This window comes from Vibrio sp. NFR (assembly GCF_027587095.1).
GTDB classification, from domain to species: domain Bacteria; phylum Pseudomonadota; class Gammaproteobacteria; order Enterobacterales; family Vibrionaceae; genus Vibrio; species Vibrio harveyi.
On the sequence record NZ_JAPPTN010000007.1, the window covers coordinates 86,920 to 100,617 of the forward strand.

The following is a 13,698-nucleotide window of genomic DNA, read 5'->3' on the forward strand; positions in this document are numbered from 1 at the left end:
CGTTTAATTTATTGAAGATTAAATAAATGACTGAATCTTTTGCTCAACTCTTTGAAGAGTTTCTAAACGAAACAGAATTCCAACAAGGCAGCATCGTTAAAGGTACTGTAGTAGCTATCGAGAACGGTTTCGTTCTTGTTGACGCTGGTCTTAAGTCTGAATCTGCTATCCCTGCTGAACAGTTCAAGAACGCTGCTGGCGAACTTGAAGTTGAAGTTGGCGCTGAAGTAGACGTAGCTCTAGACGCTGTTGAAGATGGTTTCGGTGAAACTCAACTTTCTCGTGAGAAAGCTAAGCGTCACGAAGCTTGGATCGTTCTTGAGAAAGCTTACGAAGAAGCTGAAACTGTTGTTGGTATCATCAACGGTAAAGTTAAAGGCGGTTTCACTGTTGAACTAAACGGTATCCGTGCTTTCCTTCCTGGCTCTCTAGTAGACGTACGTCCAATCCGCGACACTGCTCACCTAGAAAACAAAGAGCTAGAGTTCAAAGTTATCAAACTTGACCAAAAACGTAACAACGTAGTTGTTTCACGTCGTGCAGTTATCGAATCTGAGAACAGCGTTGAACGTGACGAGCTTCTAGAAACTCTACAAGAAGGTTCTGAAGTTAAAGGTATCGTTAAGAACCTTACTGACTACGGTGCGTTCGTTGACCTAGGTGGCGTTGACGGTCTTCTACATATCACTGATATGGCTTGGAAGCGTGTTAAGCACCCATCTGAAATCGTTAACGTTGGTGACGAGATCCAAGTTAAAGTTCTTAAGTTCGACCGTGAGCGTACTCGCGTATCACTAGGTCTTAAGCAACTAGGCGAAGATCCATGGGTAGCAATCGCTAAGCGTTACCCAGAAGGTCACAAACTAACTGGTCGCGTAACTAACCTAACTGACTACGGCTGCTTCGTTGAAATCGAAGAAGGCGTTGAAGGTCTAGTACACGTTTCTGAAATGGATTGGACTAACAAGAACATCCACCCTTCTAAAGTTGTTAATGTTGGCGACGAAGTTGAGGTTATGGTTCTTGAAATCGACGAAGAACGTCGTCGTATCTCTCTAGGTCTGAAACAGTGTAAAGCTAACCCATGGCAGTCATTCGCTGAAGCACAAGCTAAAGGCGACAAAGTTACTGGTAAGATCAAGTCTATCACTGACTTCGGTATCTTCATCGGTCTAGAAGGCGGCATCGACGGTCTAGTTCACCTATCTGACATTTCTTGGAATGTTGCTGGCGAAGAAGCTGTACGTGAGTACAAGAAAGGCGACGAGATCTCTGCAGTTGTTCTAGCAGTAGACGCTGAGCGTGAGCGCATCTCTCTAGGCATCAAGCAAATGGAAAACGACCCATTCAATGCTTACGTTGCTGACAACAAGAAAGGTGTTCTAGTTAACGCTACTGTAACTGCTGTTGACGCTAAAGGCGCTACAGTTGAAATCGCAGAAGGCGTTGAAGGCTACATCCGTGCTTCTGAAGTATCTCGCGATCGCGTAGAAGATGCTTCTCTAATCCTAAGCGCTGGTGATGTTGTTGAAGCGAAGTTCACAGGTGTTGACCGTAAGAACCGCGTAATCAACCTATCTATCAAAGCTAAAGATGAAGCTGAAGAGCAAGAAGCAATGGCATCTATCAACAAGCAAGACGAAGCTGCTTTTGGTAATGCAATGGCTGACGCTTTCAAAGCTGCTAAAGGCGAATAATTTACTCGCTTAAGCTAAAAAGGAGCCGCAAGGCTCCTTTTTTATGCTTGCTACTTTGCGAGTAGTAATACTAATGTTGATAAACTATGCTAAAAAAAGACATTTTTTGATTGCGCATTTTGTGTAAAATTTGTCTAGAATTGATAGCAAGTGTTTGTTGGAATTAGTATTACTTACTATAATGAGTGATAAAGATACTCAAAGAGGGCAACTATGACTAAGTCTGAACTGATTGAAAGACTCTGCGCTGAGCAAACACATTTATCAGCGAAAGAGGTAGAAGATGCTGTAAAAGATATTTTAGAGCACATGGCTTCTACACTAGAGAGCGGTGACCGTATCGAGATCCGTGGCTTTGGTAGTTTTTCTCTTCATTACCGCGAGCCTCGCGTAGGTCGTAACCCTAAAACGGGCGATAAAGTGGAGTTGGAAGGTAAATACGTTCCTCACTTCAAACCTGGTAAAGAGCTTCGTGAACGTGTAAATATGGTTGGCTAAGGCTCTCTTATTAGTTTGAAAAAGCGGCATACTCTCGTGTATGCCGCTTTTTTATAACTAGATTATTGGTAATATACATGGTCTGAAGAAACATTTTACTGCATAATCTTACCTACTTACTCCTCGAAGGGTGATGTAACATGAAAATTATAAAAATCGTTGCTGTTTTAGCTCTCTTTTTAATTGCACTGGCTTTAGGTTCTCAAAACCAAGAGATCGTGACTTTCAATTACCTTTTAGCGAAGGGTGAATTCCACTTATCAACGCTACTAGGTGTGGTCTTTGTGGTTGGCTTTGCTCTGGCATGGGTTATCTTTGCTAGCATCCAATTCAAGACTCAACTTCAGGTTCGTCGTCTGAAAAAGAAACTTAAAAAGTATGAGCCCGCTGAAGCAGAGAAACCTGCTAAACCAGCAGTAGCAAAACAGGCATAAGGATAAGGCTTAACTTTAATGCTTGAACTACTCTTCTTGTTATTGCCGATAGCTGCCGCCTATGGCTGGTACATGGGGCATCGCAGTGCTCAGCAAGACAAGCAGAAGCAATCTCATCAGATATCCCGTCAGTACGTGACGGGTCTTAACCTGCTTTTATCTGATCAGTCAGATAAGGCGGTTGACCACTTTATTGAATTGCTCCAAGTTGATAACGAAACGATAGATACACACCTAGCGTTAGGTAATCTTTTCCGTTCTCGTGGTGAAGTCGACCGTGCAATTCGTATCCACCAGAACCTGATTTCCCGTTCTGGTCTGACTCTGGATCAGAAAAACCTTGCTCTCCAGCAACTGGCGAAAGACTACATGGCCTCCGGCTTTTTAGACCGTGCCGAGAAGATCTTTGAGCAGCTAGTTGATGAGCCAGACCATCGTGAAAGTGCCCTTCAACAGTTGGTGACTATTTACCAACAAACCCGTGAGTGGGAAAAAGCGATTCACTACGCAAACCAGTTAGCGAAAATGGGCAAAAAACGCACTCGTATTCGCGCTAACATTGCGCACTTCTGGTGTGAGCTGGCGATGCTTGACCAAGCGGATGGCAATACCAATAAAGCCATTCAACATTTCAAGAAAGCACTTTCAGAAGATCCTAAATGTGTCCGTGCGAGTATTGCTCTTGGTCGCGTGTACTTGGAATCAGAAGACTACAAACACACCATCAAATACCTGACTGGCGTGCTTGAGCAAGATAAAGACTTTATTAGTGATGTACTGCCAACAATTGCTGAGTGTTATCACCACCTTGGTCAAGAAGATGAGCTGGTGGAATTTTTACGAGCATGTATCGATAAGAAAGCCGGTGTATCGTCTGAATTGATGTTGGCACAGTTAGTTGCGCACCATGAGAGTGTGGGAGCCGCACAAGAACTACTAACCAAACAACTATTGAAAAACCCAACTATGAAGGGCTTCTACCGCCTTATTGACTACCATATTGCAGAAGCAGAAGATGGTCGTGCAAAAGACAGCCTTTCTACACTACAAGCGATGGTTGGTGAGCAATTAAAAGTTAAACCGCACTACCGATGCAGGAAATGTGGTTTCTCCACTCATTCCCTTTACTGGCACTGTCCATCGTGTAAAGGGTGGGGGACGATCAAGCCAATCCGAGGATTGGACGGTGAATAATTTTAATGCAGCTGGCAGAGTTTCTGTCCGCTGCATTTTTTTGACCTTTATTTAATAAGAACCAAAAACAGTTAGGAGATGAAATGATCGACCAAAAAGTTATTGTCGCACTGGATTATGATAACCAAGCTGATGCGCTTGCGTTTGTAGACAGAATTGATCCTGCGTCATGTCGCCTTAAAGTAGGCAAAGAAATGTTTACGCTATTTGGTCCTGATTTCGTACGTGAGCTTCATAAACGCGGTTTCTCTGTATTCCTAGATCTGAAGTTTCACGATATCCCGAATACGTGTTCAAAAGCGGTTCGCGCAGCAGCTGAACTGGGCGTATGGATGGTGAACGTACACGCAAGTGGTGGCGAGCGCATGATGACAGCATCGCGTGAAATTCTTGAACCTTACGGTAAAGACCGCCCGCTACTTATTGGTGTGACAGTGTTAACAAGCATGGAGCAGAGCGATCTTGCTGGAATCGGTCTGAACGTCGCTCCTCAAGAGCAGGTTATTCGCCTAGCAACTCTGACAAAGAACGCTGGTCTTGATGGCGTAGTGTGCTCTGCGCAAGAGTCATCTCTACTTAAAAATGAACTTGGAAAAGAATTTAAGCTAATCACTCCAGGTATCCGCCCAGCAGGCTCTGAGCAAGGTGATCAACGCCGCATCATGACGCCAGTAGATGCAATCCAAGCGGGGTCTGACTACCTTGTAATTGGTCGTCCGATTACTCAGGCTGTGGATCCTGCATCGGTCCTTAAGTCAATCAACGATAGCTTAGCAAATATGTAATGTTGATTTGAACCGAACGAAAAAGGTGAAGTGGGAACGCTTCGCCTTTTTTGTTTTTGCTGCACTGAAAAAATAGAGGTAGCTGTAATTGATATCGTTTTGCCTTGACTGTATGGCTAATGGCACTGCTAGGTTCACACTTTGCTAACATAAACCGCTGTGATACTCGGAAAGTGCAACCATGTGTTATGGATGGGTTGCGTTACAAATGTGTAACGAATACTATGGAGTGGATGCATTCACTGCGTTGTAAGGTCAGGATGACCTAGTGAAACTCTCTGATATTTATACGGAAGTGAACAGGACTTCACTTTGTATTCGCTCCCATTATTTCCTTTACTGTGTATTAAACACAGTCGCTTCGAGATTCACTTGTTGTCGTTCTTCTGGTCTTACTGCGCAAACACGACAAGGAAGAAAACAATGATAAAAACTCTGCCATTCTCGGCATTGGCAATGTTAGTGGCGAGCAGCTTTCAGTTAAATGCTGCGGAGCTACCTGCTGACATCGAATGGATTTCGAATAATAACGAGCCTCTTTTCGCTTCTGATGAAGCTGTACGAGGCGGCACTCTGCGCACATATATGATGAGCTTTCCACAGACTCTTCGTAGCGTTGGTCCTGATGCTAACTCAGGTCTACGTCACTACTTTATGGATGGCGCACCTAAATTGGCACAGCGCCATCCAAACACCGGTAAATGGATCCCACAATTAGCCAAAGAGTGGGCGTTCGGTGAAGATAATAAAACAGTTTACTTTAAGCTGGATGAAACCGCTAAATGGTCAGATGGTGAGAAGATCACCGCAGACGACTACGTATTTATGATGAAGTATTACACTTCAGAAGACATCATCGATCCTTGGTACAACGACTTCTTTAAAAACAGTATTGTGAGCGTAGAGAAGATTGATGAATACACAATTCGTGTTAATCTTTCTGTTGCGCAAAGCCACGACTCTCTCATGGTTTTGATCAATATGCCAAGTAACGGCTTCCAACCTCGTCCAGAACACTTCTTTGAGGGTGAAAAGGACGAAAACAAAGACGGTATGCCAGATAACTTCGTCCGCAAGTTCAACTTCAAGGCAGAACCGACCGCCGCCCCTTACTACCTTGATAAGATCAAAAAGGGTAAGAGTGTTACCTTTAAGCACGTTGGTGAAGATTGGTGGGGCTATAACAACCGTTATTACAAAAACCGTTACAACGTAGACAAAGTACGTATCACTGTAATTCGTGACCAAGACATCGCGATGAAGCACTTCGAAAAAGGCAAGCTTGATTACTTTGATATGGTGCTACCTAACCTTTGGCACGACAAAACAAACAGCGATGGCTACACCAAGGGTTATATCCAAAAGTATTGGGGCTTCAACCAATCACCTCAAGGTGCAGGTGGTCTGTGGATGAACACAGCAATGCCGATGCTAGGCAATATAGAAGTACGTAAAGGCATCATGGCTGCAACAGACTACGATGGCATGATTGAAAACATCATGCGTGGTGACTATTCACGTAAGCCACACGGTTTAGGCTTTGGTCATGGTGAGTATGATGATCCAAACAATACACCACCAAAATTTGATCCAGCAGAAGCGGTTAAGCATTTCGAGAAAGCGGGTTTCGATAAAATAGGGGCGGATGGTATTCGTGTTAATGACAAAGGCGAGCGCCTAAGTTTTGCGATTACTTACGGTTACAATTCTCATACTCCTAGAATTGCTTATCTAAAAGAACAAGCGAAATTAGCGGGCCTTGAGTTTACCCTTAACCTTGTTGATGGCTCCTCTGCGTTTAAATACATCCTAGAGAAAAAGCACCAACTGGCATTCCTAAATATGGGCTCAGGTGAAATCCCAGCATATTGGGAATACTTCCACTCAGCGAATGCGAACAAGCCGCAAACGAATGCACATACGAACTACAGTAGCCCTGAGCTAGATAAGTTAATTGAAGCGTATGACAACGAGTTTGAACAACAAAAGCGTTATGACTTGTCACGTCAGATCCAGAAGTATGTTGGTGATGCAAACGTGATCGTCCCAGGTTACATGGTACCTTATACTCGTGTTGCACATTGGCGCTGGCTGATTACACCAAAGGATGCAATGACCAAATCCACCGAGAGCATGTTCCATCCAATGGATATTGGTAACTTCTGGATTGATAAGTCTGTGAAGAAAGAAACAGAGAAAGCGATGAAGAGTGGCAAAGTGTTCCCAGAAGTGACAGTCATTGATGATCGTTACAAGCTTTCATCAAACTAATGCTCTCCCTTAGATAATAAAAAGCCCCGATACTCGATTGAGTCGGGGCTTTTCTCATCGCTTTCAGGAGTCTTTTCTTAAAGCGTGCATTTATCCATGTCTAAGTGCTGCAGAGCGACCAAGGATAGACAATGTTGTGCCGTTATGGAGTAGAGCACTCATCGTTGGGTTGAGCCAACCTAACGCAGCTGCAAGCATGATTCCGCTATTCACGTATTCTGCGATCTTGATGTTAGAGTTGATCACATGCATGGCGATATTGGCAAGCTCACGCGCTTCTGCCAGTCCGTATAGCTGATCACGAAGAAGCACGACATCGGCAACTTGGCGGGCAAGTTCAGTACCTCGACCCATTGCGACACCGACATCAGCTGCGGTTAAAGCCGGCGCATCATTTACGCCGTCACCAACAAACATGACAGTGCGTCCTTCAGCCTGAAGCGCTTCAACGATAGTTGATTTCTCTGAAGGGACTGCTTCAGCGAAGACTCGATCTAGTTTCAGTTCATCAGCAAGAATGCTGGCTTTGAATTGGCTGTCACCAGTAATCATGATCAGCTCTTTGACACCAAACTGGTGCAGTGCATTTAGCGTGTCTAATGCATCTTCACGCAAGTGATCGCGTAAGCCAATCATGCCGATCAACACATTTTGATGTGAGATGAAGATAAGGTGACGACCTTGCGCTTCATACTTCTTGATCACATCTTCAAATGGTGTGAAGTCAACACTCTCATGCACTTCTAAGAAGTGGCGACTGCCCATTATCAACTCATGATCATTCATGGTGCTCTTGAGACCATGGGCAATCACGTATTCCACTTCACCGTGCTCGATGTGTGGTAGTTGATTGTGTTTTGCCGCGTTTACCACAGCCTGAGAAAGTGGGTGGTTGCTGTGTTCTTCGACAGACGCTGCAATAGCGAGTAAATCACGAGCCGTGTTGGAATCGCATAATGGAATCACATCCGTTACCTGCATATCACCATGAGTGAGCGTGCCCGTTTTATCAAACACACAGGTGTCTATTTTTACCAATTTTTCAATTGCGCTGCCGCCTTTGAACAAGATCCCTTGTTGTGCCGCACGGTACATGATGGATTTGAAGGTTACTGGCGTACTGAGTTTTAGCGCACAGGAGTAATCTACAAGGAATACAGACGCGACGCGGTTAATATCCTGAGTTAGCGCAAAGACTGCGGCTCCGATACCCAAGGTAATTTTCACGCGGCGGTTTGCCATGTCTTGTGTAACCTGCTGAATTTCGCTCTTTTCACTCAGCGAGTCATAAATCAGTTTGGCAATTTTTGCGGTGGTCGCTTCGCTACCGACCTTGTCGACGCGAACTTGAATTGTACCTTCGTGCACGCTAGTTCCAGAGTACACGACAGCACTTTCCTCACGACGAACTGGTACATTTTCACCAGTCAAAGAGGATTGGTTAATCAGTGCTGCCCCTTTGATGATAGTGCCATCAACAGGAATAGACACACCAGGAGCCAGCTCAATGACATCACCAACGTCAAGCTCCGTTGAGTTCACTTGTGTGCGTTGTGTTCCGTCTACGCGCCAAACAATCGATTCCTGAGGACGCATCAAATCAGCCAGTAGTTGATCACTGTTGCGACTGGTCTTTTGCTCCATGTATTCGCCAAGACTGATTAAGCTTTGCGTCATCATCGCAGTACGGTAATCACCGCGCCAAGCCGATAAACCAACAGCAATTGCATCTAAGACTTCAACAGAAATGTTCTTGTCTTTGAGATCGCTGACCCCTTCAAATAAGGTTGGAGCAATCAATGTTGCGGTTGATAGTGCTCCCCATTTGTTGGGCAGTAAAGCCGCCGCGATAGTGCCAATCACGTTCATGGCAATGTCGCCACGCGTAAACTTGTGTTCTGCTTCTTCTTGAGTGGCTTCTGCTAAATCAAGTTGGCTTAGACGTTCTTCAACCGTTTTTGCTTGTAGCAGTTGTGTGTCATATTCGACGACAACAGATTGAGCTGACTCATTGACCCGCACAGCACTGATGCCTTGGATTGCCATTAAACTGGTTTCAATCCAAGTGCCGACATCTTTGTGATGCCTTAATGCTGATGCTTTAAAGCGGATCCGACCGGGAAAGTGATGCTTTACCTGAATCGAGATCATTCTTCGCCTTTGTATAGGTTACGGTAGTATTCCAGCTCTGCTTGTGTGTCTTCTAAGCGTTCTTTAAGCTCTTCTACTTCACCACGGACTGCGGACCAAGCTTTCTCACCAGTAGTCGTAACACCTTGCTGAAACTTTTTGTTTGTCAATAGGTAAGCAACTGCTGCCCCGGCTGCCATACCCATCATAAAATGCGTTTTTGTGTTTTGCTTTTTATATGGTTGCTCTGCAGCCTGCTGTTGTGGGTCCACTGCTTGGTTTTGTTGCTGTGGGTAGCCGTAGTAAGGGTAACCGTAGTATGGGTTGTTATTGTTCATCTTTAGATTCCGAAACTTGATCCATTAAGTAAAGACCCGCTGCACCTACGCTGAGAATTGTCAGCATAGAGAGTGCAGGGCGACCGGCCATTTTTTCTGCCACATACGTTGTCGCACCAGCGATTGCTGCAGTCTTAAGTGCAGATTTTGCGGCGCTGGTAGCCATTTCATTAGTGTCGATATTGCCCGCTTTATGCTCTTTCCACTGGCTGGCAATCGTCGCGCTGCCACCTGCGATAGCACCGACTAACATGGCACGATTGGCAGAACTGAGTTTATTGGCTGAATTACTCATGTTCTTTGATAACTGGTTGACCGTTTTCACCTTCGTTTTCTTCACTAGGTGCTTTTTCGGCAACTTCTTTGATTGCAGGTTCTGCTTTGTGACGCTCTACCGATTCTTGGAAGCCTTGTTTACCCGCAGCATAAGTCTCTTTAAAGATTTCACTTCCTGTCGACATGTTCTCTTTCACTGCACTTGCAGTGTTTACGGCGCCTTCTTTTACGCTTGAACCACCAGATTTCAGCATGTCGCCAGCACCTGATACCAAGCCCATTAGTTTGCCGCGCACATTTTCATTGCTTAATAGAAGTGCTGCTGCAGCGCCTACCATAGCGCCTTTCCAAAACTCTTTATCGTTCATACCGAAAGTTCCTAATATCTCTTTAAACATGCCTGCTTCTTCACCGAGAGCGCCTTCTAGCATCGCCTGAGCTTGCTCGAATAATGGATCGCTTTCTGGTGTTTCAGAGGTTTGAGGTGGTTGTTGAGGTTGCTGTGGGTGTTGCATCATCCCCGCATGCGGCCAGTGTGGGGGCGGTGGCATCATTCCCGGATGGAATTGTGCGCCCATGCCCGGCGGCATTTGGTGAGGATGACAAAATGCAGGATGTGGGAAATGCGGCATCATACCCATTTGATGAGGCATCATCATTGGTGGCATTTCACCGTTTTGCATGCTTGCCATGTAAGCATTCGCCATTTCCTTTTGCATTTCCATCATGGCCTTGAAGTAGGCTTCGTATGGATTTGCGTTGTTCAATGAGTCACTCATGAACGTTCTCCATCTAAGTCTAGTTGCTCTGCTATCGCGTAGCATGCTCGTTCAGCAACCTCTTTTGATTCCGAAAACAACGCGTCAATTGCTTTGGGGTTGACTGTTGTTGGGTCGTATTCAATGACGATACTGCCCGTCGCATTATTCAACTTATAGTTTTTGAATGCCGGAATTGAAGAAATGGCTTTCTCGATGTCGTCACTTCGGAAACTGGCAAGATGCGCTACGATGCCGAGCTTGTATTTGAGTCTTACTCTTCCCGGGATATGGTGGCCAATCGATACCCACTTTCTTAGTTTTAAGGCCTGGTCGACGTACTGTTTCATAAAAAAATTATACGGTAAGCGAGGTCAGATTCATTGAGAAAAAGGATCATGTGACGAACTAATTACAAATGCTTTGCGCTTAATCAATTTCAATGCTACTGTTGAAAACAGTAATGGTTATCATTTGGATTGGCGCTAGCATGAATACTTACATTCACAAGACAAATCATAGGCTTAGGGTTCGTTCTGACTATATTAAAGATCACCCCAAAGAAGTCGAAGAATTGATTTGTCAGTTGGAAGGGATTGATGCTGTACGTGAAGTAAAGCATAAGAAATATGCAGGATCTGTAGCGATCAGCTTCGATAGTCGTGAGCTAGATTGTGACAGTTTGATGGAAATTCTAGAAAGTCATCATTGGACGCAAAGCAGTGAAAAGCCTTCTTTTGTTGAGAAAGCAATGGTGAGCGGAACAAAGAGTCTAGTGAAAGGATTAACAGGGGTCGCATTGACTCGTATCGTTGGTCCATCAGTCAGCCGAGTTATCATGAATTTGGCATAAGCGGTTGAGAAAAAAGAACATTAAAAAGCCCGGCATCAAGTCGGGCTTTTTTGATCAAGTACGTTTGGCTATCGCTTTACTTGTGACGTTAAGCACTAAGCTTAAACTTCTTCGCTGCGCACTTACAAATGCCATTCGAGAGAGCTGGGCAACGCTTGCAAGGTGGTGATTTCAAGGGCAAATGACCGACTGATTTAACTGAAAATGCAGGTGTTGAATCGTTCGCTGACTGTTTTGATAACGGTACTGAGGGTTTTTTAGGCGCAGTGGTGAAATCAACGACACCGCCAGCATCGTTAAACCAAGATAACAGTGGATTGAGAGGCGCGGCGAGCTCATATGCTGCACTCATTACAGCTTGGTTTGCGACGCCTTTCAGCTCATTAACGAGTTCACTTTGTGAAGAGAAAGTGTGAGATTTTGATGTGGCACGGCTGCCTAATGCGTTGTTCTTTAAAGCACTAAGCTGTTTATGTGAAGAAGAAGCCATTTTTTTTACGGTTTTCTTCTTCAATTTTTTTAGCGCTTTCTTCGCGTTCATTGCAAAACCTCATACGATAACTGCCGATAATTTAACAGTAATGCGATTAAAAATAAATCTCATTTAAGGTTTGCAAGCGCAATTTTTTACTTTAGCTGGCTTGGTTTCTAAGCAACTAAGTAAGAAGCCTCTAGTAGGTAAGTTTTAGCATCGCCCAACAAAGCAAATTCTTTGTCGATAGCTTTAAAACGTTCATCAATAGAGTCCGTTGCCACAATTTGGCTAAAGGCTTGTACTGAGAAAGTTTCGTTAGACTTAAAGAATTGATGCACATTTTCCAATTGGACTTTATGTATGTGCTCCACCTTGCTTAATGCGGTGGTTAGATCTGAAATGTTAATCGACATTGCTGCTCAAGCGCCTTATCTATTGACCATTAGGTCATAGGATTGGGGATTTATAGTTTTCGCTAAGGGTATCTTAAGCGACGTGCTTCAAACATGATTGAGATCAGGCTGAGCGCATTTATTGAGCATATTAAGTAGCAAGTAGAGTGTATATTTTCATTATTTCTCGCAATTGCCGTGAGATTGGCGGCACAACTCTTCTAACCATTTTAGGTGGTACTTTCTTAGCTGTTTTGGTGCAAAGTATTTTGTAAGCCAGGTCATTCCACCGCGTTGGGTACTTTCCGTTGTAATACAGCAACCTGTTTTTGTCGGCTCTAAAACCCAAGCGTGGTACATATCAACACCTCCTTTTTTGCCTTTCCATGCCAAGCGTTGATTCAAGGTGTATTCGACTACTGTGCAGTGAAAATCAACCCAAGATGTTTTCCAACGAAACATGGTGTTTTTGCATAACGTGCTATCGCCACTTAAGATCTGAACCATGGTTTTAGAGTGACGCCATGCCGGCCACTCAGGAGCACGAACCAGATGTTGCCAAACAACTTCTGGTGGTTCAGGGATCTCGATTTGGCTGCGTACGTGTATATGAGAATGTTTAGGGTGGTAATAATCTGGCCAGATAACTTCCGATTTATTCATCATTAAGCTTTGCCTAAGTGAGAAGGTTATTACTAGCTTAGAAGATCCTGCGTTAGCGTGCTGCAGCATCTTATGTTGAGGGGACTAAAAATATAGTCCAAGACCAATAAGAAAACCATGAGAGGCAGTATCGTATTCGAAGGTTCCTTTATTGACATAGTCCACCCAAGTCGATTTGTAAGCCAGGTTAATGTCCGACCAATCGTTCATGTGATAACGCAAGCCTATTTGTGTCGCATAAGTAAAGTTCGTATCTGCTCCAAGACCAGCGTCTAAGCTTGCATGAAAACGCCAGTCTTTAGTGAGATTGTTTAACCAACGCACGCCCACTAAGAAATCAACCCAGTCCTCTTTGATGTTTAATCTGTCTACGAGAATGCGGTTATCGTTACGGTAGACTTTACCTTTGATGTCGTTATCCCACCAACGTAAGCCAAACATGTAATCAATCATGCCAAATGAATGGATTTCTCGTTGGAACACTTTTGCTTCAAGTACGCCTTGTCTGACGTCCAGATCTGCACGATAAGTAACATTAGGTAAAATGCCAGATAGATTATTCGCACTGCCATTTAGATCCATGAAGCTGTAATCGAGGTAATAACCCCATTTATTTTTGTACACTCCTTCAAGCCTTGCCATCGCACCAATATCAAGATGATCCATGATGAACTTAGGATCTACGTCAAGGTCAGTTGAGAAATTCCCCATTGTGGAATCGCCATTAATATTCAGAGCCTGCATGTAGATTTCAACACTATGCTGCCAATGGCTTGGTGACGAGTATGTATCGTCTGCCATTGCAAAAGGTGTTATCAGATAAGAAGAGAGCAGAGAAAGAACCGGCAGGATTTTCTTAACCATATCAACGTCCATATTTTAATTAAATGAGTTGCATAAAGATTAGCGTAGGGCATGGAGTGGGGTAATTCAA

General features: G+C 44.2%; 16 protein-coding genes. 7 read left to right on the forward strand and 9 right to left on the reverse strand.

Going from position 1 to position 13,698, the window contains the following annotated elements:
• Nucleotides 1–26: 26 nt before the first annotated feature.
• From rpsA to OH463_RS14830, 6 genes are all read left to right on the forward strand, one after another.
• Entirely contained in the window at nt 27–1,697 is a 1,671-nt protein-coding gene (rpsA, locus tag OH463_RS14805) for a 30S ribosomal protein S1 (protein ID WP_005444855.1), read from the forward strand.
• Nucleotides 1,698–1,910: 213 nt separating this feature from the next.
• Complete coding sequence (ihfB, locus tag OH463_RS14810) at nt 1,911–2,195, forward strand: integration host factor subunit beta (RefSeq protein ID WP_005444856.1); 285 nt, start codon at nt 1,911–1,913, stop codon at nt 2,193–2,195.
• Nucleotides 2,196–2,335: 140 nt separating this feature from the next.
• The gene (locus OH463_RS14815) at nt 2,336–2,629 is read left to right on the forward strand and encodes a lipopolysaccharide assembly protein LapA domain-containing protein (protein WP_005444857.1); all 294 of its coding nucleotides are present in this window, start codon (nt 2,336–2,338) and stop codon (nt 2,627–2,629) included.
• An 18-nt stretch (nt 2,630–2,647) separates the two neighbouring features.
• Entirely contained in the window at nt 2,648–3,823 is a 1,176-nt protein-coding gene (gene lapB / locus OH463_RS14820; RefSeq protein WP_005444858.1) for a lipopolysaccharide assembly protein LapB, read from the forward strand.
• A gap of 83 nt (nt 3,824–3,906) precedes the next feature.
• Nucleotides 3,907–4,608, forward strand: a complete 702-nt coding sequence (gene pyrF, locus OH463_RS14825; protein ID WP_005444860.1) for an orotidine-5'-phosphate decarboxylase — start codon at nt 3,907–3,909, stop codon at nt 4,606–4,608.
• 423 nt (nt 4,609–5,031) lie between these two features.
• Entirely contained in the window at nt 5,032–6,879 is a 1,848-nt protein-coding gene (locus OH463_RS14830; protein WP_005444862.1) for an extracellular solute-binding protein, read from the forward strand.
• Nucleotides 6,880–6,969: 90 nt separating this feature from the next.
• Here OH463_RS14830 and OH463_RS14835 read toward each other — a convergent pair whose 3' ends face one another.
• Genes OH463_RS14835 through OH463_RS14855 form a run of 5 tightly spaced genes read right to left on the reverse strand, consistent with a single transcriptional unit; the run spans nt 6,970 to nt 10,731 of the window.
• Nucleotides 6,970–9,030, reverse strand: a complete 2,061-nt coding sequence (locus tag OH463_RS14835; protein ID WP_050935838.1) for a heavy metal translocating P-type ATPase — start codon at nt 9,028–9,030, stop codon at nt 6,970–6,972.
• Nucleotides 9,027–9,347 (reverse strand): hypothetical protein, encoded by a 321-nt coding sequence (locus tag OH463_RS14840; RefSeq protein WP_005444865.1) that lies wholly within the window; start codon nt 9,345–9,347, stop codon nt 9,027–9,029. Before OH463_RS14840 ends, OH463_RS14835 begins: the two co-directional genes overlap by 4 nt.
• Nucleotides 9,337–9,642, reverse strand: coding sequence for a hypothetical protein (locus tag OH463_RS14845; RefSeq protein ID WP_005444866.1), 306 nt, complete (start codon nt 9,640–9,642; stop codon nt 9,337–9,339). Before OH463_RS14845 ends, OH463_RS14840 begins: the two co-directional genes overlap by 11 nt.
• Nucleotides 9,635–10,402, reverse strand: a complete 768-nt coding sequence (locus OH463_RS14850; protein ID WP_050924006.1) for a YtxH domain-containing protein — start codon at nt 10,400–10,402, stop codon at nt 9,635–9,637. Before OH463_RS14850 ends, OH463_RS14845 begins: the two co-directional genes overlap by 8 nt.
• Nucleotides 10,399–10,731 carry an HMA2 domain-containing protein gene (locus OH463_RS14855; RefSeq protein ID WP_005444868.1) on the reverse strand — a complete coding sequence of 111 codons (333 nt, stop codon included), beginning with the start codon at nt 10,729–10,731 and terminating at the stop codon, nt 10,399–10,401. The genes OH463_RS14850 and OH463_RS14855 overlap by 4 nt, the downstream gene beginning before the upstream one ends.
• Before the next feature lie 140 nt (nt 10,732–10,871).
• Between OH463_RS14855 and OH463_RS14860 the strand changes: the two genes are divergently transcribed.
• A complete protein-coding gene (locus OH463_RS14860) occupies nt 10,872–11,234 on the forward strand; it encodes an HMA2 domain-containing protein (protein WP_223295770.1) in 363 nt (120 codons plus the stop codon).
• 88 nt (nt 11,235–11,322) lie between these two features.
• On the opposite strand, the gene OH463_RS14865 is transcribed toward OH463_RS14860, so the two are convergent.
• The 4 genes from OH463_RS14865 to OH463_RS14880 all read right to left on the reverse strand — a co-directional run bounded on the left by OH463_RS14865 (nt 11,323) and on the right by OH463_RS14880 (nt 13,628).
• Nucleotides 11,323–11,775 (reverse strand): hypothetical protein, encoded by a 453-nt coding sequence (locus OH463_RS14865; protein WP_050935842.1) that lies wholly within the window; start codon nt 11,773–11,775, stop codon nt 11,323–11,325.
• A 107-nt stretch (nt 11,776–11,882) separates the two neighbouring features.
• Complete coding sequence (locus OH463_RS14870; protein ID WP_005444872.1) at nt 11,883–12,122, reverse strand: hypothetical protein; 240 nt, start codon at nt 12,120–12,122, stop codon at nt 11,883–11,885.
• A 159-nt stretch (nt 12,123–12,281) separates the two neighbouring features.
• Nucleotides 12,282–12,764 (reverse strand): SRPBCC domain-containing protein, encoded by a 483-nt coding sequence (locus tag OH463_RS14875; protein ID WP_009698463.1) that lies wholly within the window; start codon nt 12,762–12,764, stop codon nt 12,282–12,284.
• Between the two features lie 84 nt (nt 12,765–12,848).
• The gene (locus OH463_RS14880; RefSeq protein ID WP_005444876.1) at nt 12,849–13,628 is read right to left on the reverse strand and encodes a hypothetical protein; all 780 of its coding nucleotides are present in this window, start codon (nt 13,626–13,628) and stop codon (nt 12,849–12,851) included.
• Nucleotides 13,629–13,698 lie beyond the last annotated feature (70 nt).